At 39.7% G+C, this 21,934-nt stretch carries 19 protein-coding genes, 3 tRNA genes and 1 pseudogene; 6 read left to right on the top strand and 17 right to left on the bottom strand.

Annotated features, from left to right (window positions below):
* The first annotated feature begins 7 nt into the window (after positions 1 to 7).
* The 4 genes from O3640_RS06755 (at position 8) to O3640_RS06740 (ending at position 2,490) form a co-directional block, all read left to right on the top strand.
* On the top strand, positions 8 to 1,135 hold the full coding sequence (locus tag O3640_RS06755; protein ID WP_061599421.1) for a cysteine desulfurase family protein: 1,128 nt from the start codon (positions 8 to 10) through the stop codon (positions 1,133 to 1,135).
* Positions 1,125 to 1,472, top strand: coding sequence for a DUF1831 domain-containing protein (locus O3640_RS06750; protein ID WP_008809173.1), 348 nt, complete (start codon positions 1,125 to 1,127; stop codon positions 1,470 to 1,472). Before O3640_RS06755 ends, O3640_RS06750 begins: the two co-directional genes overlap by 11 nt.
* 34 nt (positions 1,473 to 1,506) lie before the next feature.
* The gene (locus tag O3640_RS06745; protein WP_008809174.1) at positions 1,507 to 1,740 is read left to right on the top strand and encodes a DUF4649 family protein; all 234 of its coding nucleotides are present in this window, start codon (positions 1,507 to 1,509) and stop codon (positions 1,738 to 1,740) included.
* A 102-nt stretch (positions 1,741 to 1,842) separates the two neighbouring features.
* Entirely contained in the window at positions 1,843 to 2,490 is a 648-nt protein-coding gene (locus tag O3640_RS06740) for a redox-sensing transcriptional repressor Rex (protein WP_008809175.1), read from the top strand.
* A gap of 19 nt (positions 2,491 to 2,509) precedes the next feature.
* Here the strand turns inward: O3640_RS06740 and radC are convergent, their stop codons facing one another.
* The 3 genes from radC to gyrA form a co-directional block, all read right to left on the bottom strand.
* Positions 2,510 to 3,190 carry a DNA repair protein RadC gene (gene radC / locus O3640_RS06735; RefSeq protein ID WP_008809176.1) on the bottom strand — a complete coding sequence of 227 codons (681 nt, stop codon included), beginning with the start codon at positions 3,188 to 3,190 and terminating at the stop codon, positions 2,510 to 2,512.
* Between the two features lie 83 nt (positions 3,191 to 3,273).
* A complete protein-coding gene (locus O3640_RS06730; RefSeq protein ID WP_008809177.1) occupies positions 3,274 to 4,029 on the bottom strand; it encodes a class A sortase in 756 nt (251 codons plus the stop codon).
* A gap of 3 nt (positions 4,030 to 4,032) precedes the next feature.
* Positions 4,033 to 6,486 carry a DNA gyrase subunit A gene (gyrA, locus tag O3640_RS06725; RefSeq protein ID WP_371586803.1) on the bottom strand — a complete coding sequence of 818 codons (2,454 nt, stop codon included), beginning with the start codon at positions 6,484 to 6,486 and terminating at the stop codon, positions 4,033 to 4,035.
* Positions 6,487 to 6,681: 195 nt separating this feature from the next.
* Between gyrA and O3640_RS06720 the strand changes: the two genes are divergently transcribed.
* On the top strand, positions 6,682 to 7,668 hold the full coding sequence (locus O3640_RS06720; protein ID WP_008809179.1) for an L-lactate dehydrogenase: 987 nt from the start codon (positions 6,682 to 6,684) through the stop codon (positions 7,666 to 7,668).
* A gap of 42 nt (positions 7,669 to 7,710) precedes the next feature.
* Here the strand turns inward: O3640_RS06720 and O3640_RS06715 are convergent, their stop codons facing one another.
* The 12 genes from O3640_RS06715 to parE form a co-directional block, all read right to left on the bottom strand.
* The gene (locus O3640_RS06715) at positions 7,711 to 8,127 is read right to left on the bottom strand and encodes an NUDIX hydrolase (RefSeq protein WP_227221321.1); all 417 of its coding nucleotides are present in this window, start codon (positions 8,125 to 8,127) and stop codon (positions 7,711 to 7,713) included.
* A gap of 53 nt (positions 8,128 to 8,180) precedes the next feature.
* Positions 8,181 to 8,252 (bottom strand) — tRNA-Arg (locus O3640_RS06710).
* An 85-nt stretch (positions 8,253 to 8,337) separates the two neighbouring features.
* Positions 8,338 to 9,543 carry a 30S ribosomal protein S1 gene (rpsA, locus tag O3640_RS06705; protein WP_008809181.1) on the bottom strand — a complete coding sequence of 402 codons (1,206 nt, stop codon included), beginning with the start codon at positions 9,541 to 9,543 and terminating at the stop codon, positions 8,338 to 8,340.
* Positions 9,544 to 9,705: 162 nt separating this feature from the next.
* Positions 9,706 to 9,777: transfer RNA gene (locus O3640_RS06700), tRNA-Gln, on the bottom strand.
* Positions 9,778 to 9,827: 50 nt separating this feature from the next.
* Positions 9,828 to 9,908, bottom strand: a tRNA-Tyr gene (locus O3640_RS06695).
* Positions 9,909 to 9,961: 53 nt separating this feature from the next.
* Positions 9,962 to 10,192: a DUF2969 domain-containing protein gene (locus O3640_RS06690; RefSeq protein ID WP_045503224.1), complete on the bottom strand. Its 231-nt coding sequence runs from the start codon at positions 10,190 to 10,192 to the stop codon at positions 9,962 to 9,964.
* Positions 10,193 to 10,290: 98 nt separating this feature from the next.
* Positions 10,291 to 11,313 (bottom strand): branched-chain amino acid aminotransferase, encoded by a 1,023-nt coding sequence (locus O3640_RS06685; protein WP_223343938.1) that lies wholly within the window; start codon positions 11,311 to 11,313, stop codon positions 10,291 to 10,293.
* A gap of 152 nt (positions 11,314 to 11,465) precedes the next feature.
* On the bottom strand, positions 11,466 to 13,916 hold the full coding sequence (gene parC, locus O3640_RS06680) for a DNA topoisomerase IV subunit A (protein WP_227221322.1): 2,451 nt from the start codon (positions 13,914 to 13,916) through the stop codon (positions 11,466 to 11,468).
* 244 nt (positions 13,917 to 14,160) lie between these two features.
* The gene (locus O3640_RS06675; protein ID WP_227221323.1) at positions 14,161 to 14,979 is read right to left on the bottom strand and encodes an aminoglycoside 6-adenylyltransferase; all 819 of its coding nucleotides are present in this window, start codon (positions 14,977 to 14,979) and stop codon (positions 14,161 to 14,163) included.
* 145 nt (positions 14,980 to 15,124) lie between these two features.
* Positions 15,125 to 15,475 carry a YgdI/YgdR family lipoprotein gene (locus O3640_RS06670; protein ID WP_227221324.1) on the bottom strand — a complete coding sequence of 117 codons (351 nt, stop codon included), beginning with the start codon at positions 15,473 to 15,475 and terminating at the stop codon, positions 15,125 to 15,127.
* Between the two features lie 265 nt (positions 15,476 to 15,740).
* Positions 15,741 to 16,958 (bottom strand): AbiH family protein, encoded by a 1,218-nt coding sequence (locus tag O3640_RS06665; RefSeq protein WP_227221325.1) that lies wholly within the window; start codon positions 16,956 to 16,958, stop codon positions 15,741 to 15,743.
* A gap of 18 nt (positions 16,959 to 16,976) precedes the next feature.
* The gene (gene parE / locus O3640_RS06660; RefSeq protein WP_268709894.1) at positions 16,977 to 18,926 is read right to left on the bottom strand and encodes a DNA topoisomerase IV subunit B; all 1,950 of its coding nucleotides are present in this window, start codon (positions 18,924 to 18,926) and stop codon (positions 16,977 to 16,979) included.
* A gap of 162 nt (positions 18,927 to 19,088) precedes the next feature.
* Here parE and plsY point away from each other — a divergent pair, with 162 nt between their 5' ends.
* Positions 19,089 to 19,733: a glycerol-3-phosphate 1-O-acyltransferase PlsY gene (gene plsY / locus O3640_RS06655; RefSeq protein WP_012000642.1), complete on the top strand. Its 645-nt coding sequence runs from the start codon at positions 19,089 to 19,091 to the stop codon at positions 19,731 to 19,733.
* Between the two features lie 17 nt (positions 19,734 to 19,750).
* Here plsY and O3640_RS06650 read toward each other — a convergent pair whose 3' ends face one another.
* Both O3640_RS06650 and nt5e read right to left on the bottom strand, forming a co-directional pair.
* Positions 19,751 to 19,897 carry an LPXTG cell wall anchor domain-containing protein gene (locus O3640_RS06650; RefSeq protein ID WP_268721976.1) on the bottom strand — a complete coding sequence of 49 codons (147 nt, stop codon included), beginning with the start codon at positions 19,895 to 19,897 and terminating at the stop codon, positions 19,751 to 19,753.
* A 173-nt stretch (positions 19,898 to 20,070) separates the two neighbouring features.
* Positions 20,071 to 21,930, bottom strand: a pseudogene (gene nt5e / locus O3640_RS06645) (cell surface ecto-5'-nucleotidase Nt5e); the annotation flags it as partial.
* Positions 21,931 to 21,934 lie beyond the last annotated feature (4 nt).

Genomic DNA, 21,934 nt, shown 5'->3' with positions numbered 1-21,934 from the left:
ACTGAAAATGATTTATTTTGACAATGCAGCCACAACCCCTCTTTCGTCTATAACTATCCAAAAGATGACTGATTTAATGGGACAGGTCTATGGAAATCCATCTAGCACCCATCAACATGGACGAGAGGCTAGCAAGATTCTTAGACAGGCCAGGCAGACTATTGCTCAGGTATTGCGAACTAATGCCAAAAATATTCTGTTCACTTCTGGTGCTACCGAAAGCAATAATACCCTACTAAAAGGCTATGCTCTCAAGCATCAAGATCTAGGAAAACACATTATTACGACAGCAATTGAGCATCATTCTGTTTTAGAACCCTTACACCATTTAGCCGAAAAATACGGATTTGAGATTTCTTTTATCCAACCAGTCGACGGAAAGATACGAGTAAAAGATATAAAGGATGCACTTCGTCCTGACACAATTCTCGTTTCTACCATGTTTGCTAATAATGAGACCGGTTATCTACTACCTATTAAGGAAATTGGAGAAGTTTTAAAAGCTCATCCAGCAAAATTCCATGTAGATGCGGTTCAAGCTATGGGGAAGATTCCTATCTATCCAGAAGAATTAGGAATTGATTTTTTAAGTGCTTCAGCTCATAAATTTCATGGGCCGAAGGGAACTGGCTTCTTATATGCTAAAGATTTCCACTTTGATAATCTACTTCACGGTGGAAGTCAGGAAGATAAAAAAAGAGCTGGTACGGAAAACATCATTTCCATTGCTGGAATGGCTACAGCACTAGAAAATAATATTGAATATATAGCCGAAAACTTCAGTCATATTCAAGAGCTTCGATACGAACTTTTGCAAGGACTTGGTACTATCGACTATTATCTCAATGAACAGGAGCCTCATTTACCTCATGTGGTTAACATGGGATTTCCAGGCCAGGCAAACGATATCCTGCTGATGAAGTTAGATATGGCAGGAATTTCTGTCTCCACAGGATCAGCATGTACTGCTGGAGCGATTGAGCCAAGCCACGTTTTGTCAGCTTTTTATGGTGAGACTTCCCCCAAATTAAAAGAATCCTTCAGAATCAGTTTTTCTGATCAAAATACAATTCAAGAAATACAAATTTTAACAAAAAATTTAAAAGAAATTTTAGGAGAAACACATGGCCTTTGAAAAGTCAGTAGCATTAAAAGATTGTTTATACAGTTATGAAGTAAATCCAAATGTTAAAAAATTTACATTAAAAGATAATACCTTTGCCGAAACAAAAGTGGGAAACTTTGAGCTAACTCGCCTCTTAGAAGAAATTCCAAATAGTGGTCAAGGATTTTTATTGAAAATTATTTTCAATAAAGACCTGTCAGGCTTTAAAATTAATATCACAGATAAATCTGGTCTTCGCTTAGTTAATATTTTTAAATCAGAAGATCAAAAGATTATTCAGCAGAAATTCTACTTTTTGATGGATAGTTTAGTTGAGAGAGAGATTTTTATAAAGACAGAACAATAATCCAACATTCATTCAAGAATAGCAGAGAATATACATGATTGAACTTAAATACTTAGATTCTTATAAGGCCGAACGAATCGTTCGTTATCTTGATTTTGATGAATTCATGCTAGCTTTTTCAGGCTGTGTCACTATTCCGGATAACTTAAAGGTCCTCTCTTTGACTTATAACGGTAAGGAACTTCCCTACGAAGGAAAAATAGGCAATCTCTATCGAACCATGTCACAGTTTGATTTGTCAGCATACGAAAATAAAAAAGAAAACTAAGGATTTTAGTTTTCTTTTTTATTTTTACTTTCTTGGATTATTTTAAAATAGTTGATTTTTTCACAAACTTTCTATAAAATAGAAATGAAAGGACGTGATTTTGTGAAAACTGAAAAAAATTCAAGTATTCCTCGTGCAACTGCCAAGCGTTTATCCCTCTACTACCGTATTTTTAAACGTTTTAATGCAGAAAAAATAGAAAAAGCCAGTTCCAAACAAATTGCTGAAGCAATTGGTATTGACTCTGCTACTGTTCGAAGAGATTTTTCTTATTTTGGTGAACTTGGACGCAGAGGTTTTGGCTACGATGTTAAAAAATTAATGAATTTTTTTGCTGATCTACTTAATGATAACTCAATCACCAATGTCATGCTTGTAGGCGTTGGTAATATGGGGCACGCTCTTCTCCACTACCGCTTCCACGAAAGAAATAAGATGAAAATTGTCATGGCTTTTGACGTTGATAGCCATAAAGAAGTTGGAACAAAAACTCCTGACGGCATTCCAATTTATGGAATTTCTCAAATCAAAGAGAAAATCAAGGACGCTGACATCAAGACAGCAATTTTAACTGTTCCAAGTGTAAAAGCCCAGGAAGTAGCCAATATTCTTGTAGAGGCTGGAATAAAAGGGATCATGAGTTTTTCACCTGTACATCTTCACCTGCCAAAAGAAATTGTGGTTCAGTACGTCGATTTGACAAGCGAACTGCAAACTCTTCTCTACTTTATGAAAAAAGAGCATGATTAAGCACTATAGCTAACCGTCCTTAAATGAGGTCTGTTTCCTCTCGATAACTATAATAGCTATCCCCTCCCACAATTAAATGATCCAATAAAACGAAGCCCATCATTTCGCAGGCTTCTTTTATTTTCTCAGTCACCTGATCATCATCCCTACTTGGCCTAGTCGCGCCTGAAGGATGATTATGGACCAAGATAATTGATGTCGCCATATGCTTAATCGCATAATGAAGAATCTCCCTAGGTTCTGCTAAACTCCGAGTCAGACTTCCAATGAAAATTGTCTGTTGATGAATAATCTGATTTTGTGTGTTCAAATAAAGTGCAACCAAATGCTCCTGTTTTTTATGACTTAATTCCTGTTGCATTTTCTTAGCAAGTTTTTGACTACTCAGTATACGTTCTCCTTCAAAATTCTCCGCTTTTGAAATACGACTACCCAACTCAATCATGGCCTGTAGCTCAATCGCCTTTACTTGCCCTATACCAGATATCCCCTGTAGTTCAGATAGAGTCATGTGACGCAGTTCAGTCAGACTTGATACTGATGCTAAAATTCTACTAGCTATTTGGAATACATTCTCTTTTTTATTTCCTGTACGAATGAGAATAGACAGCAATTCCTGATTGCTTAACTGCTCTGCTCCTAGTCTTACTAATCGTTCCCGTGGTAATAATGATTCCTCTTGAAATGATATACTGTACATAAAAACCTCCTTACAATCTATTTATTCGCAAAAGAAAAAAGGAAAGCATTAAACTTATGCTTCCTTCTTTTTTATTATAAGATTTATAGTTGCATTTGATTGTATGATTTATTGAAGTAGTTCAAAATCTTCTTCGGTGTTTCTTTGTATGGAGTTTCACTTTCTAAAACACCCTTAACAATTGTACGAGAAGTTGCCGCAGCATCTTCACAGGTTACCAAAGTAACCTCTGCTGTACCATCAGCTGCATCATCAACCACATCTACCCTTTCAGGTTCCACGTTTTCAACACTAGTTATTGAATAAGTATAAACTTTATCTTTATCTGTCAGATAAATCTTCATACCAGCTTTTGCTCGATCAAGAGGGGAGAAGAGCATTTCATTGGCTCCCGTAATCCCGAAAACATGGTGGCTAGCTAAAGCATAGTTTCCTTTTCCCATTTGCTGAGTTTCTTTCATAGTACCAGCGCCATAATAAAGACCTGCATTCTCCAGTCCATTAAAAATTGGTAAATTAAGGGATAGTTCAGGAATCGCAATCCCACCGATAACAGGAAGTTGTTGCGCTTTCCATTGAGCATTTAAAACTGCTTCAGTCGATAGAGGCTCAACCTTTTCAAAATTGAAACTACCTTTACTTGCTTTATTCTTCTCAATTTCTTTCTTAGATACTTTAGAAACCTGGTACTTGTTTGTATGCCAAACCATAATCATATTTCTAATTGAAGAATTAAAGATTAGGGCAAGTGCAACTAACAGTAAGATAACCGAAAGAATATTTAATATAATATTACGTCTACTACGTTTCTTCTTGGCTCTTCGTGATCCTCTAGCCATATTTTACTCCTTCTCGTCTTGCAACTCTTCTTTATCATCTGCTTCTACAGTTGTAAAGGTAACAATCTGAGCATTCTGATCAAGACGCATAACCTTAACACCCATTGTAGAGCGACCAGTTTGTGAAATATTTGCAACACTTGTCCGAATAATCACACCAGTATTGGTTATGATCATCAGATCTTCTTGACCATTGACTGTCATTAAACCAGCTAAAGGACCATTTTTCTCTGTAATATTAGCTGTTTTAATCCCTTTACCACCACGGCCTTTTGTCGGATATTCACTAGCAAGAGTTCGCTTACCATAACCCTTCTCAGTAATAACAAGAACTTCATCGTTGTCAGACACAACACCTGCTCCAACAACCTGGTCACCGTCTCTTAGGTTAACACCACGTACACCAGTTGCAATACGACTCATGTTACGAACAGCTGTCTCATTGAAGCGAACAGAATAACCAAATTTTGTTCCGATAATAACATCAGCAGCTCCATCAGTTAGGAAAACATTAATCAGCTCGTCTTCATCCTTCAAATTCAAAGCCTTGAGTCCATTCTGACGAATATTAGCAAAATCAGCCACACTAGTACGCTTGACTACCCCAAGCCGAGTTGTAAAGAAGAGATAAGAGTCCTGGCTATGATCTTGTTCAACGTTGATAATAGTTTGAATTGTTTCTCCTTCATCCAATTTCAGGAGATTCACAATTGGTAAACCTTTTGCAGTCCGGCCATATTCAGGTATCTCATATCCTTTCAGACGATAAACTCGTCCCTTATTAGTGAAGAAGAGTAGACGATCATGAGTACTAGTCGAAACAAGTTCCTTGACGAAATCATCATCCTTGACGCCTGTCCCTTGAACACCACGACCTCCACGTTTCTGAGCTGTAAACTCATCTTGGTTTAAACGTTTGATATATCCTTTATTTGACAAGGTGATCAAAACATCCGCTTCTTCAATCAGATCTTCATCTTCTAGAGAGAGAACTTCTCCTACCATAAGCTCTGTTCGACGTTCATCAGCAAATTTCCGCTTAACTTCATCCAATTCTTCTCTAATAATTGTAAGAACTCTTTCAGGTTTAGCTAAGATATCTGCCAAATCAGCTATTAGAGCAATCAATTCATCATATTCTGACTGAATTTTATCGTGTTCCAAACCAGTCAAACGACGCAAGCGCATATCGAGAATAGCCTGACTTTGACGTTCAGACAATTCAAACTTAGCCATTAATTCAGCCTGTGCTTCAGCATCCGTCTCGCTGTTGCGAATAATGCGAATAACTTCATCGATGTGGTCAAGAGCAATTAGCAAACCTGCTAAAATATGAGCGCGAGCCTCGGCCTTATCTTTATCAAAGGCTGTTCGACGAGTCACAACTTCTTTTTGGTGCTCAATATAAGCTAAAAGGATCTCACGGAGAGAGAGTATTTTAGGAACACCACCCTGAATCGCTAACATATTAAAGCTGAAATTGGTCTGCATTTGTGTCAATTTAAAGAGATTATTTAGAATGACATGAGCAGACGCATCCCTACGAACCTCAATGACAAAACGGACACCCTCACGATTAGACTCGTCACGGACAGCTGTAATACCATCGATGCGTTTTTCTTGTACTAAGCGAACAATGTGTTCATGAACCTTAGTCTTATTAACCGTATAAGGAAACTCAGTTACGACAATCCGCTCGCGACCATTTTTCATTTCTTCGATTTCAGTCCGAGAACGTAAAACGATCGATCCTTTCCCCGTTTCATAAGCACGGTGAATACCTGATTTGCCCATAACTAGAGCGCCAGTTGGAAAATCAGGCCCAGGCAAAACTTCCATAATATCACGGGTTGTTGCTTCAGGATTATCCATGACTAGCTTAACTGCATCAATAGACTCCGCTAAATTATGAGGCGGAATATTAGTCGCCATTCCAACAGCAATACCAGTTGCGCCATTGACCAAAAGATTTGGAAAACGTGCAGGAAGGACTATTGGTTCTCGCTCATTAGCGTCATAGTTATCGATAAAGTCAACAGTATTCTTGTTGATATCACGAAGCATCTCAAGAGCAATTTTGCTCATACGTGCCTCTGTATAACGCTGAGCAGCAGCTCCATCTCCGTCCATGGAACCAAAATTTCCATGGCCATCAACAAGCATGTAGCGATAGCTCCACCATTGCGCCATCCGAACCATAGCTTCATAAATAGAAGAGTCACCATGCGGATGGTATTTACCCATAACATCACCTGTAATACGGGCTGATTTTTTATGTGGTTTATCAGGAGTAACTCCCAGCTCATTCATTCCATAAAGAATCCGACGATGAACCGGTTTTAATCCATCACGAACATCTGGAAGTGCACGAGAAACGATAACACTCATAGCATAGTCAATGAAACTTGTCTTCATTTCACTCGTTAGATTGACATTTACTAAATTCTTATCTTGCATTAAAAAAATGCCTCTTTTCACTTTATATAACTGTACTATTATATCATATTTTAAACATTTTTTCAGTAAATAGCCTTGATCCTAAAAACGTTTACATCTTTTAAAGTTGACCATCTGCCGTGACAAAGCATGTTAAAAGTGATAGAATAGACTTGTTTGGGACAAACCCGTAAAAAATAAAAGGAGATTTTAGAGATGACTCTTGAAAAACAACATAAAAAAGTAATCCTTATCGGTGATGGTGCCGTAGGTTCTTCATACGCATTTGCGCTTGTTAACCAAGGAATTGCACAAGAACTTGGTATTATTGAAATTCCACAATTATTTGAAAAAGCTGTTGGTGACGCAGAGGACCTTAGTCATGCGCTCGCATTTACTTCACCTAAGAAAATTTATGCAGCAAAATACGAAGACTGTGCGGATGCTGACCTTGTTGTTATCACAGCTGGTGCTCCCCAAAAACCAGGCGAAACTCGTCTTGATCTTGTTGGTAAAAACCTTGCTATCAACAAATCTATTGTAGAGCAAGTTGTTGCTTCTGGTTTCGATGGTATCTTCCTCGTAGCTGCTAACCCAGTTGATGTCTTGACTTATTCTACTTGGAAGTTCTCTGGCTTCCCTAAAGAACGTGTCATTGGTTCTGGTACATCACTTGACTCAGCTCGTTTCCGTCAAGCTTTGGCAGCTAAAATCGGTGTTGATGCTCGTTCAGTCCATGCCTACATCATGGGTGAACATGGTGACTCAGAGTTCGCTGTTTGGTCACACGCTAACGTAGCTGGTGTAAAACTAGAACAATGGTTACAAGCTAACCGTGACTTGAACGAAGCAGATCTTGTAGACCTCTTCATTTCAGTCCGTGACGCCGCTTACTCAATCATCAATAAAAAAGGTGCTACATACTACGGTATTGCAGTTGCCCTTGCTCGTATTACTAAAGCTATCCTTGATGATGAAAATGCCGTTCTACCACTTTCTGTCTTCCAAGAAGGCCAATATGGAGTTGAAAACGTCTTTATCGGTCAACCGGCAATCGTTGGTGCTCACGGTATCGTACGTCCAGTAAATATCCCATTGAACGATGCTGAAACTCAAAAAATGCAAGCTTCTGCTAAAGAGTTACAAGCAATCATTGATGAAGCATGGAAAAATCCAGAATTCCAAGCAGCTTCTAAAAACTAAGAAAAAAACATCTCCTTGTTAAAAGGGGATGTTTTTTTTGCTTTATACAGATTTGTCAGCAAAAATATCTATCAAATAAGGTACGATGAGCTCGCTCTCTAGGTCTTTCAAAGAAGAAATCCAGACAAAGTCTGTGTGCTCTTCTGGATCTAATATAATATCACGCTCTTCCAAAATTCTACCCGCATAAACTAAGCGTGTGAAAACAGTATCTTTGCTAGCATCAAACTGACTATCTTCATGGATAATCTTATCAATCCGAAGGTTTTGATTAACCTCCTCCATAGCCTCACGTAGAGCGGCCTCTCTAGGCAGTTCATTCTCTTCTACACTTCCGCCTGGAATATCCCAATAAGATGTATAGACATTAGGGAGGCCTCGCTTTATTTTCGAGCGTTTGATAAGCAAATACTTCCTGTCTTTCTCGATCAAGCTATGGGCAATTAATTTTACTGTCATTGCATGTTCCTCCAAGAAAGAAAAAAGACTCCGAAGAGTCCAATTTTAAGTCATCCACCCTGAGAGAATCGAACTCCCATCTCAAGAACCGGAATCTTACGTGATATCCATTACACTAAGGGTGGCAACTCATTTATTATAACTAATTTTCACTAAAAATACAAGTCAAAAAAGAAAAAGAAGTTGAGAAAACTCAACTTCTAAATTATCTTATAATTCGATATCACCGAACAAGTCAGCCATTGAGAATCCAGTTTGAGTTTCTGGAAGTTCAAAGTCACGTTTTTCTTGACGTTTAGGACGACGTGGACGTGATTGGCGTTTTTCTTCTTTTTCTTGTCCTTCTTCTTGCGCAGGGCGTTCTTCAAGAGCTTTAATAGAAAGTGATACACGCTCATTAGCTGGGTTAACTTCAAGAACTTTAACAGTTACTTCTTGGCCAACTGACAAGACATCTTTTGGATTTTCAACACGTTTGTGAGAAATTTGTGAGATGTGAACCAAACCATCAATACCTGGCAATACTTCAACAAAAGCACCAAAGTCTGTCAAGCGTTTAACAGTACCTTCAATTACATCACCAGCAGCAAGTTTTTGTTCAACACCATCCCATGGTCCAGGTGTTGTAGCTTTAAGTGAAAGTGATACACGACCTTCTTCTTCGTTTAAGTCAAGGACTTTCACTTCAATTTCTTCACCAACTGTTACAACAGATTTAGGTGATACGTTACGCTCATGTGATAACTCAGTTAAGTGAACCAAACCATCAACACCACCAAGATCAATGAAAGCACCAAAGCTAGTGATACGAGCAACTTTACCAGTTACAACATCACCAACATTCAATTTTCCAAATACTTCAGCACGAGCTGCTGCAGCTTCAGCTTCAACAACTTCACGACGTGAAAGGATGAAGCGATTTTCTTTTGGATCAACTTCTTTAATCTTAGCATCAAATTCTTGACCTACAAAGCGTTCAGTATTACGTACAAAACGAGTGTCAAGCATTGAAGCTGGAATGAAACCACGAAGTCCTTCAAACTCAACAGAAAGTCCACCTTTAACTGCACGAGTTCCTTTAACAGTAACAACTTCTTCTTCACGACCAACCAATTTGTCCCATGCTTTGCGAGCTTCTAAACGTTTTTTAGATACTAGGTAAGTAACTGTATCTGTATCTTTACCCACTACTTGACGAAGAACGAGCAATTCAAGTGTTTCGCCTGTTTTTACAAGGTCGTTAATGTCAGCATCGCGATCATTAGTCAACTCACGAAGAGTTAACACTCCTTCAACACCAGTTCCAGAAATTGCAACATTAGCTTGGTTTGCATCAACTGTCAATACTTCAGCTGTAACAACATCACCTGGCTCGACTTGGCTAACACTGTTTAGCAAATCTTCAAATTCATTCATCTAAAAAATCCTCCAACAATCAAGTTTTCACTTGACATCCATTTTATTTTCCTAAGCGCCCGCAACGACATATTGATTTATCTTTACCGTTTTTATACCATTTATAAAGAAATAAAATACCCTAAGATATTTTATCCCCTCATCTGATATATCACCTAAGAACTGGGGTAGCTGGATTCGAACCAACGCATGAGGGAGTCAAAGTCCCTTGCCTTACCGCTTGGCTATACCCCAAAAAAGAGCGCTGACAATAGTCACTTTATCATCGTCAAAATGAACGCTAATGGAGAGAGAGGGATTCGAACCCCCGAACCCGAAGGAGCGGATTTACAGTCCGCCGCGTTTAGCCTCTTCGCTATCTCTCCGTATACAATCAACGTCATCTATTATAACACGAAAAAAATGGAAAATCAACACCTTATTTACCTAAATTATAGGTTTCTATTAAATTTTCAACAGCTTTTTCAAGTTTTTTATAGAAAGCATCCGCATTTCCGTTTTTGATTATAGCATACTGACCGTCTAATTCTGCAATTTCACCAATAACTTTTTTACCAATAACGAGTGAATAGCCATCAAATAAATCTGCTCCCACTTTGACCTGGCTATCATTAATTTGAATTTCAATTTTCTTATCTTTTTTACTCATTTCTTACCTCTTTCAAGATACTATTTTACACAAAAAGCAAAAACCTGGCAAGTGATTTCTTGTAATTAAGAAGAAAAGAGCCTTTTAGGCTCTTCCTATCAATCAACTTTGTAGATCCAACCTTCTGGCGCTTCAACATCACCAAATTGGATACCAGTTAATTCATCATACAGCTTGCGGGTAACTGGACCGACTTCTGTCTCACTATAGAATACATGGAAATCATCACCATGTTGGATACCTCCGATTGGTGAGATAACTGCTGCTGTACCACAAGCTCCGGCTTCAACAAAGCGATCCAAATCATTAATCGGAACATCGCCTTCAACCGGAGTCAAGCCCAAGCGGTGCTCTGCCAAGTAAAGCAAGGAATATTTGGTAATGGACGGTAGAATGGATGGACTCAGCGGTGTTACAAATTCATTATTTGCTGTAATTCCAAAGAAGTTCGCTGATCCGACTTCTTCAATCTTAGTATGAGTTGATGGATCTAGGTAGATGACATCTGAAAAGTTACGAGTCTTAGCCATCTTACCTGGTAGGAGACTAGCTGCATAGTTACCACCTACCTTAGCGGCACCTGTACCATGTGGAGCCGCTCGGTCATATTCGTCTTGGATCAAGAAGTTGGTTGGAACCAAACCACCCTTGAAGTAGTTTCCAACTGGCATAGCAAAGATTGTAAAAATATACTCCTCTGCTGGTTTTACCCCGATGATATCTCCGATACCAATCAAAAGTGGACGAAGGTAGAGAGTTCCTCCTGTTCCATATGGAGGTACATATTCTTCATTTGCACGGACAACAGCCTTACAAGCTTCCACAAACATTTCAGTTGAAACTTGTGGCATCAAGAGACGATCGCAAGTGCGTTGCAGGCGCTTAGCATTCTCATCTGGACGGAAGAGCTGGACACTGCCATCCTTGGTTCGATAGGCCTTAAGTCCTTCAAAAGCCTGCTGACCATAGTGAAGGCTTGGAGAAGACTCAGAAATATGCAGGGTCGCATCTTCTGTCAGCTTGCCTTCCTCCCACTGACCGTTGCGGTAATAAGCTAAAAAGCGATAAGGCAATTTCATATATGAGAATCCTAGATTTTCCCAGTCGAGATTTACAGTCATAATCTTACTCCTCTACTTCCAAACTTCATTTTTTAGATACTCCTTATTTTACACCTTTTTAAGAAATTTTCAAGCATTATTTTCAATTTTCAGAAAATTTCGTTATTAAATTTTAGTTTGAAAAAACCAGCTCGTTTGAACTGGTTTGATAATTACTTAATATAAGCTGAGAAGACTTCTTCGTCTGAAATGGTATCAGAGATAAAGCTGCCGTTGCTGGTGCGCTCAGATAGGCTAAGATCAGCAAGGTTTACATCATAGACAGTTCCTTTATTAGAAAGCACCTGCAAAATTTGCTCCTCACTGGATTCTGCTTCAGTAGTAAAGAGGTCAAAGTCCACAGCTTCGCCATAGACTGGTCCAGCTACAAAGACACGATGTGGCTTGGTCTTAAGCTCTCTCAGAACTTGGAGACCACGATTTGCACGACTAGTAACAGGAATATCAGCGACTGCCATACGCTTGAGCGAACCACGCTGAGTCAGGATGTAAAGCGAGTCTGTGTTGGCGATAAAGGCTGCCGCTAGAACATCGTCCTTCTTAAGGTTGATGGCTTTAACCCCAGCTGCCTTAGCACCAATAACAGGTACTTCCTCAATATTGAAACGAAGGGCATAGCCATTCTTGGTCACGAGCATAACATCATCCAGCTTAATCGGCGCCAGAGCAATAACCTGGTCATCTTCATTTTTCAGCTTGGCAAACTTGAGCGACTTAGACTTGTAGGTCCGCCAAGGACTGAACTCCTTGCGCTCCACTCGCTTGATTTGACCTAACTTAGTCACTGCAAAGTAAGTGCCTTCCTCAAAGCTGTCCAGTAATTCTGTATAGATAACTTCTTCCTTGGTATCAAAGTTACTGATGGTCTGGCTGAGGTGTTCTCCAATTTCTTTCCAGCGGATATCTGACAGCTCATGAACAGGCCGGTAAATAACATTTCCGAGACTCGTGAAAATAAGCAAATGCTGAGTTGTCTTGGCCGGACTGACAAAAATCAGTCTGTCATCATCACGCTTGCCCATCTCCTCTAGGGTCGAAGCTGAGAAGGAACGCGGACTGGTTCGCTTGATATAACCAGAACGAGTCACGCTGACATAGGTTTCTTCCTCAACAATGAGACTAGCTGTATCAATCTCGATAGCGTTTGCTGTATCCTGCAGCTCACTGAGACGCGGATTACCAAACTTCTTTTTGACATCGCGGAGCTCTCGCTTCATGAGATTATACATGGTGCGCTCATCACCGATAATAGCAGCCAGCATCGCAATCTTCTCGCGAAGCTCTGCTTCTTCCTCTTCCAGAACCACTACGTCTGTATTGGTCAAACGGTAGAGTTGGAGAGTGACGATAGCCTCAGCCTGCTCCTCGGTGAAATCATAGCTGACCTTAAGATTTTCCTTGGCATCTGCTTTGTTTTCAGAAGCACGAATCAGGGCAATCACCTCGTCCAAAATGGAAATAACCCGAATCAGTCCTTCCACGATATGGAGCCGTTTCTCAGCCTTAGCCTTGTCAAAACGGCTTCGAGCCAGAATAATCTCCTTGCGGTGGGCAATATAACTGGTCAAGATTGGTACAATCCCCACCAAACGAGGCGTGAAATTGTCGATCGCTACCATGTTGAAGTTGTAATTAACTTGCAAATCAGTGTACTTGAAAAGATAGTTAAGAATCAGCTCAGTATTAGCGTCTTTCTTGAGCTCGATGGCAATGCGAAGACCGTCACGGTCGGATTCGTCCCGCACCTCAGCAATGCCAGCCACCTTATTATTGACCCGCACATCGTCAATCTTCTTGACCAAGACCGCTTTATTAATCTCGTAAGGAATCTCGGTGATGACGATTTGCTCTTTACCGCCCTTCAACTTTTCAATCTCAGTTCTGGAACGCACCACGACGCGACCTTTACCAGTCTCATAGGCTTTCTTGATCTCATCACGGCCTTGGACAATAGCTCCTGTCGGGAAGTCTGGACCAGGCAGAAACTCCATGAGTTTGTCCACCTTGGCAGACGGATGGTCAATCATATAGATGACAGCGTCAATAACTTCGGCTAGATTATGAGGAGGAATATCCGTCGCATAACCAGCTGAAATCCCAGTTGCTCCATTGACCAAAAGATTAGGAAAGGCTGCCGGCAGAACGGTTGGCTCTTTCTCAGTATCATCGAAGTTCCAGGCAAAAGGAACGGTATCTTTCTCGATATCCTGCAAAAGATAGCCAGCCATCTCAGACAGGCGCGCCTCAGTATAACGCATAGCCGCCGGTGGATCACCGTCCATGGAACCATTATTCCCGTGCATCTCAACAAGAATCTCACGGTTTTTCCAGTCCTGAGACATGCGGACCATAGCATCGTAGATGGAGCTGTCACCGTGAGGGTGGAAATTCCCCATAATATTCCCGACAGACTTGGCAGACTTGCGGTAGCCCTTGTCAAAGGTGTTACCGTCCTTGTTCATGGAATAAAGAATACGGCGCTGAACAGGCTTCAAGCCATCGCGAATGTCTGGCAAGGCCCGCTCTTGAATGATGTACTTGGAGTAGCGACCAAAGCGCTCTCCCATGATGTCCTCAAGGGACATGTTTTGAATATTACTCATATAGGATACAGAGCCCGTAAAATACAAAGTGAAAATAGGAAATTATTGCAGTGAGCGATGCTCACAAGAGAATTTATCTTTTTCACACAGTATTTAGGGCGTGTTCAACTCCTTTCAAAGAATGTAGAGTAGTTTTTTATAAAATAAAGGATATTTTACGGAAATTAGTCCCGTGTTCAGTTACTATAAGTAACCAAACTATCCTTTCTGTAGTTTAATGTTTTAAATTACGTTCTTTATTTAGTCAGTGATTGGTGAGTCTTGCCTCAGCATATTCAATCATCTTCTCAGCGGTTTCTTTGTCATAGTGGAAGCCGGTTTTGAGAGAGAAAGCTTGGGCTTCTTTGTGGAAAAAGTCCATGGTAGCAAAGAGAGACTTGGTAATTTTTTTCTGGTCAGAAAAGTCAAGCAAGGCTGTAAATTCCTTCTCTTTCTCAGCAGGCAAATACTGAAAGAGGTACTTGTAGTTCTTGCCAACATCGACAGTTCCTTTATCTGCTGCCACTTGCCAAGCTAAAAGCTTGAGCAATTCTTGCTGGCAGATTCCATACAGATGATCTGTTGCATAAACCAGCTGGTTCCGATAAATGCCCTTGACTACATAGGCTGACACCCACCAAAATTCATTACAGGATTTGTCAAAGTCAGTCGCGATGGCTGGTGCCGTCCAATAGCGCTTGGGTGTCGGTGCGTAAGGAGCAAACAGTCCCTGCGGGTCATCCAGCACCGTGAAATCCGCTTCGCTATCCACCCACTCTTTGATATGCTCCTTGGGGCAAAGAGTCAAATCTATCCGATTGCCATCTTCAAAGAGCATGAGATAGAGGCGACGATGGTCTAGTAGAACATGCTGCTCAATCACGCGCTCGCCAAACCTTTCCAACCAAGCAAGGTCGGCCACCAGAGCATGCAAATCCTCCACAATGTAGACCACATCATAGTCTTGGAACTCATCCTTGGTAGCATTTGGGTTTGTCCGCGAACCAGACATAGCGACAGCGTAGACCTGTAGCGCTTTTGCAGTTTGCAAAATCACATCAAACATCTCGGTTTCAGTTTTCATGGGAATACCTATCTTTTCAGTGGAACTTCTTTATATAGAATCAAAGTTGGCAAAGCGGATTCCTGCATGTCTCGAAAGATGAGACCGACCATTCCAAGTATAGTCATCTAATCACTCCTCTGCTCACCTAAATCTAAAAATAACTCTACTTTTCCTTTTTAAATTTAAAACTTTCTCCATTAGTTGCAGAAATGCCATCAGATGTAAAAGGTTGATATTCAATAGTATTTTCGTCAACTTTTTTAATCTGATGACGATTACCATTGACATCAACAATAGTGAATTGATCGCCTTTTTTATCTTTTACTTCACCTTTTTCAGCAATTTTTTCCTTACCGTTTAAAATATTCCATTTACCTTGCTTTTCTTCAAAAACATAGGTGCTTTTTGTTTTTTCACTCTTCCATGTACCGTTTAGCCAGGCTTCTTGCGAAGAGCAAGCAGTTAGGACAAATACTGAAAACACAAGCAATGCCAGTGTATAGATTTTTTTCATTTTTATAATCTCCTAATTTTTTTATTTATTTTAACATTAATTCCCTTTTTACCTTTTCTGATTTTCAGAAAGAAATATTGATTTAAAACTTCTTGATAGAAAAACTAACGTTCGTCTTTTTCTCAATAAAAACTCGCCTAATTTTGATAAACAGAATTTGACTTTAAATACTCCGTCAGAAAATTTGATACCTTTACTTTAGCTCTAGCGATCTTGTAAGAATATTTAGCGAGAGTTTTTTTAATATGGAGAATAATTCATGAATTCAATCCAAATAATCCAATTTGAACGCATTTAATTTTGTTTCAGAATCATACTGAACTATAGCAATCTTCTTATGAAGCTTATCTAATTCTTCATCATCTAGTTCCTTATAGGTTGCTACATCAATAAAACGATTAATTGTATCATTATCAGATTCTTTATTGCTATTGTAATTATAAATAATCAATTCAGAATCTGTCTCCAAAAGTGAATTAAGAATATTATTCCACCACCAAAAGTCACTATCACCGAGTGATAAACCATATAATATAAACAAATCAGAATTATTGAAATATGATTTATATTTTTTATCATTCTGAGCCCAATAGGGTTTTAAAAAATTCTTTGCTTTGTCTCTATTATTAACATTTGTTATTTGATTTTCGTTATCGAAACCAAATAACATTGACTTTGGAACATTTTGAAAACCATGAGGATGAGTGATATTGGTCATCAAATAACTGGAGTAATTAGTATCTTTATTTAAATATTCCTCAGGTATATAACCTGGCTCCCATTCTTTAGTTTCGGGGTTGAAAGCTTTCGAGAGAATCGTACCTCTATCTTCAGGATTTGGATAAAACTTAATCTGCCTATCTGCAAACTTATGGGGATGCGGATCAAATTGTCCTTTATCAAGCAATAAAATATTATCTAACATCGAAGTATAGTTGAAATTTAAAATTTCCCAGTTAAATAAAGAATAATGTTTGGTTTTACGAGGGAAACCCAATTTATTGAAATTTCTCGTATCTAAATCACCTAAAAAACGGGTAAAAGAATTAAGAGCAATTCCTTTTTCTGTGCTATCATTCCCTAACCTAGCAAGCATATTAGGAGTAATTATTTCATTTAAAAAATTTGAAAACTCGATTTGAAATTGAGTGAAATCTTTAGTCAATTTTACTATATTCTGCCAGTTAGGTTGATTAAAAATCTCAATTAAACTATTCTCGAAGTCACTCCAGTTTTGCTTGATATTAGGATCTTTTTCATTATCTTTCTTATCCTCAGTCATTTTTTGAAAAATCATATTATCCTTATCAAAATTCTTATAACAAAGATAATTATAAAAATTTTGATAAGAAGTTCGGTACGGAGATTTAAGATATTCCATTAACTGAATATCTACACCATTTCCAAAGAGAGCCATGATATTAATTTGTCCATCATTAGCTAGTTTTTTAAACTCTTGATTTGTATAAATATTATAGCCCATATTTTCTTTATCATCCTTTCAAAACACCATCTCCCCACTCTCCTCAAGCGTAAACTTAACATTATCCTCAATCCACTTACGGCGTGGTTCGACCTTGTCTCCCATGAGGACATTGACACGGCGTTCGGCGCGAGCAAGGTCTTCGATGGTGACACGGATGAGAGTGCGAGTTTCAGGGTTCATAGTGGTCTCCCAGAGTTGATCGGCATTCATTTCACCTAACCCCTTGTAGCGTTGAAGCATGGCACCTTTGCCAAACTTGCGACGCAGGTCTTCCAGTTCGCCATCAGTCCAGGCATACTCGACAACTTCGCTCTTTCCCTTGCCCTTGGACATTTTGTAAAGAGGAGGAAGGGCAATATAGACACGGCCAGCTTCAACCAGCGGACGCATATAGCGATAGAAAAAGGTCAGCAACAAGGTTTGAATATGGGCACCGTCAGTATCCGCATCTGTCATGATGATGATCTTGTCATAGTTGGCATCCTCAAGGGTAAAGTCCGACCCAACACCAGCTCCGATCGTGTAGATCATGGTGTTGATTTCTTCGTTCTTGAGAATATCGACCATCTTAGCCTTAGCGGTATTGATAACCTTACCGCGCAGTGGAAGGATGGCTTGGAACTTACGGTCACGTCCTTGCTTGGCAGAGCCACCGGCAGAGTCTCCCTCGACCAGATAGAGTTCGTTCTTGGCTGGATTCTTAGATTGGGCCGGAGTTAGCTTACCAGAGAGTAAGCCCTTGTCTTTCTTATTTTTCTTGCCATTACGGCTTTCGTCACGCGCCTTGCGGGCCGCTTCTCTGGCATCTCTAGCCTTGATAGCCTTGCGGATGAGGTTTGATGCCAACTCACCGTTTTCCAAGAGGAAGAAAGTCAGCTTGTCAGAGACAATGGAGTCCACAGCAGGACGAGCCAAGGGACTACCTAACTTGTCCTTGGTCTGGCCTTCAAACTGCAGGTGTGCCTCAGGGACCAGAATGGACAGAACAGCGGCCAAACCTTCGCGGTAGTCCGAGCCTTCCAAATTCTTGTCCTTTTCCTTGAGCAGGCCAGTCTTTCTGGCATAGTCGTTCATGGCCTTGGTAATTGCGGTCTTGAGTCCCGTCTCGTGGGTACCTCCGTCCTTGGTGCGGACGTTATTGACAAAGGACAGGATATTATCGGCGTAGCCGTCGTTGTACTGGAGGGCAACCTGAACTTGAAAGCCGCTCTCCTCGCCCTCGAAATAGAGGACAGGAGTCAGGGTTTCCTTGTCTTCATTGAGATAGCTGACAAAGTCTTCGACCCCGTTTTCATAATGGAACTCTACTTTTTCGCCAGTCCGCTCATCGGTCAAAGACAAGCGAACATTCTTAAGAAGGAAAGCAGATTCCTTAAGCCGCTCGGCAATAGTGTTATACTTAAAATCAATCGTTGAAAAAATCGTATCGTCCGGCATAAAGGTCACTTTGGTTCCAGACTTGGACTTAGGTGCAGTACCGATTTTCTTGAGCGTAGTGACTGGTTTTCCGCCATTTTCAAAGCGCTGCTTGTAGACTGTACCGTCACGGGTAATTTCTACTTCTAACCAGCTAGATAGGGCATTAACGACCGAAGAACCTACACCATGGAGTCCTCCTGAAGTTTTATAACCACCTTGACCAAACTTACCACCAGCATGTAATACTGTAAAAATGACCTCAACAGTAGGGATACCCATAGCGTGCATACCAACTGGCATCCCGCGTCCATGGTCAGATACTGTTAAGCTCCCATCTTTATTGATGGTGACATCAATCCGATCACCAAAACCTGATAAAGCCTCATCAACCGCATTATCCACGATTTCCCACACTAAATGATGGAGTCCTGTCCCGTCAGTGGATCCGATATACATACCTGGACGTTTACGTACCGCATCCAACCCTTCTAATACTTGAATGGCATCATCATTATAATTATTAATATTGATTTCCTTCTTTGCCACAAGGAACCTCCTGCATTATTCATCCTTACTATCTTACAAGTTTTTATAAAATTTTGCAAAAGTTTTTGTCACAAAAGCCTTGAAATAAACATTTTTATCGGATTAGACAAATAATTTACTAGATTGTTAAATACAAAGCAAAATTCGTGATATAATAAATTTATGATAAATACAATTTTGGGCCTAATTTTGGCATATTTACTGGGTTCAATTCCAACAGGTTTATGGATTGGACAGATTTTCTTTAAAAAGAATTTACGAGAATACGGTAGTGGAAATACCGGCACAACTAATACTTTCCGTATTTTAGGAAAGACAGCTGGAACTGTTACTTTTGCAATCGACTTTCTAAAAGGAACTCTTGCAACCCTACTTCCACTTTTTCTCCATATCAATGGTATATCACCCATGATTTTTGGTCTAATAGCTGTTCTTGGCCACACCTTTCCTATCTTTGCTGAATTTAAGGGAGGCAAGGCCGTTGCTACAAGTGCAGGTGTTGTTCTTGGATTTTCTCCCCTCTTCTTTTCCTATCTGATTATTATTTTTATTGTAACGCTTTACTTGGGAAGTATGATTTCTTTGGCTAGCATTGTTGTAGCTGGCTTTGCGATTATTTCCGTTCTTATATTTCCTTTATTAGGAATTATCCTTCCTAGTTACGATCTTCTTTTTACTTTGATCATTATTCTTCTAGCATCAATTATTCTGATTCGACATAGAGATAACATGGAAAGAATTAAAAATAAATCGGAGAATCTTATCCCTTGGGGAATCAATATCACTAAACAAGTACCAAAAAAATAAGCCCTAGGGCTTATTTTTTAGTCTTCTTGACTCTTCTTGAAACCAAGGATTCCCAAGAAAGCAGTAAACAAGGATACAATTAGTAAAGCTGGTGACTCTTTTGTTCCAGTTTCAGGAAGTCTAGCCTTAGATGATGTAAATGTTTTAGCAACATTAACTGTCAAAAGCTTACTGTTTGTAACAACTTCTTCCTTCTTCTCTTCTTTTGCAGGGTCTACTGTGCCTGCTGGTTTAGGAGACGGTTGAACTACATTGCCATTTGAAGAGTAATTGGAAGAGGTTGATAGTTTTGGCTACTTTGATTCTGATTAGACTGGCCATTTGGAACATCTGTTCTGCCAGGATAAGATTTTGGATCAGATGGATCAGTTCCATTTTTGATTTCTTCAATATCAGAAACTCCATCTCCATCGCTATCTTTTTTAGAAGAAATAGAAATCGTACGGGAATTTGGATTTATAACCGAATATGCACTTAAATCTGCTTTAGCTAGATAGTCAGCAAAAGCAACGTCCATAGAAGGGCCTTCTTCTCGCGCACCACCCAACATGGTGTAGCCATCACCACCGGCTGCTAAGAAATCATTTGTTGTCAAATAGTATTCTTTAGCAGGATCTAAGTTTTCATACTTACCGGTTTCTGGGTTTTTAATTTCAATATACAAAATACGTTTTTCAGCAGGCAAGGTTGTATCGTAATAAACCTTAGCACCTGAAACCTGTAGGAAGCCTCCGCTTGGTTCAAGAAGAGGTTGTCCATTTTCATCTAAAACAGGCTGGCCATTTTTTTCTTGTAAGATTGATCCAAGAGATTTAGCAAACATATCAGCAATGTTTTGACCTGTTACTTTGATTTGAGAAATGGTGTTTCCGAAAGGAAGAACCGCGATCACATCACCTTTTGTAATTGGCTTATCTTTGGCAATCGTTTCACGCAAACCACCACCGTTTGTCACAGCAAGATATGTTTTATGGCTAAATCCAGTTTGGCCGTATTCGTAAAGGGCGTCCGCCACCACATTACCAAGATTGGTCTCGCGAACCCGGACATTTTCACGCTGGCCGTTTAGCTCAACTGGACTGTTATCACGGACCACTTTAGCATTTTCAGCATCATAAGCTTCCTTAATTTTCTTGACCATAGCTGCTATTTTAGCATTTGGTACAACATCTTTAGTAGAAGCTGCAGAGATTTGTTGTGGATTTCCCAATAATTGATTAGCCTTATAAGTAATTTTACCAATGTTATTCAAATAACTTCCCGTTTGGTTATAAGTAACATTGTCTCCATAGGTTGTAGATTGAACTGTATGAGAGTGACCGTCAATAACCGTTACACGTTTGCCTTTGAGCTTTGGATTATTTGAAAGAGCTTCAGCTAAAGTAGATCCACGCCACTCTACTGGAGTAGTCGTATCAACACCTAAGTGAGCCAAAACCACATAATTCTTGTATGTTTTCCCCTCGGCAGCAGCGCGAGCTTCTACTTCATCAATAACTGAATTAACTTCTGAAATTGGATCTTTAAAAGTTACGCCTTGAACATTCTTAGGATGAGTTTTGGTTGCAGTTTCAGGTGTTGTCACACCGATTACCACAAACTCATCACCCACAACATTCTTATCCTTATCTACGATAGTTGACGCTTCAAATAAGCGAGCACCATTTACATAGGTGTTAGAACTTAAAAGAGGAAAATTAAGAATTTCTTTATATTTCTTAGCTTCATCTAGGCCAAAATCAAACTCATGGTTCCCAACGGCCATGGCATCGTAGCCCATCTCATTGAGTAGTTTAGCACGCTCTTCACCTTTGGAGCTATTTGAAATTGGCAGTCCTTGAAAGGCATCTCCCGCATCAACTACAAGAGTTGAAGGATTGTTTTTTCGTTCCTCTTCAATAACGGCTGCTAATTTAGCGTCTCCAATAACTCCTTTTTCTTCAACAATACGTCCGTGAACGTCATTTGTATGGATAATATTCGCTTCAAGCAAATCATTTTGTTGACCGGAAGCGCTTTCTTTACCCTGCGCACTTGTATCAATAGCTCCGTCCGGGACATTACCCTCTTGAGCTGAAGTTACTGCTGCAACTTCTTGACTAGGTTCAGTAGCTACTTGTTCATCTGCGTATGCCTGATGAGCTAGAAATGCTGGAGCAAGCAATAAAAGCGGTAAAAGAATTTTTTTCTTTTGCATAAAC

This window comes from Streptococcus sp. 27098_8_75 (assembly GCF_041432475.1).
GTDB lineage: Bacteria > Bacillota > Bacilli > Lactobacillales > Streptococcaceae > Streptococcus > Streptococcus gordonii.
This window is presented reverse-complemented; position numbering and strand designations above follow the sequence as displayed.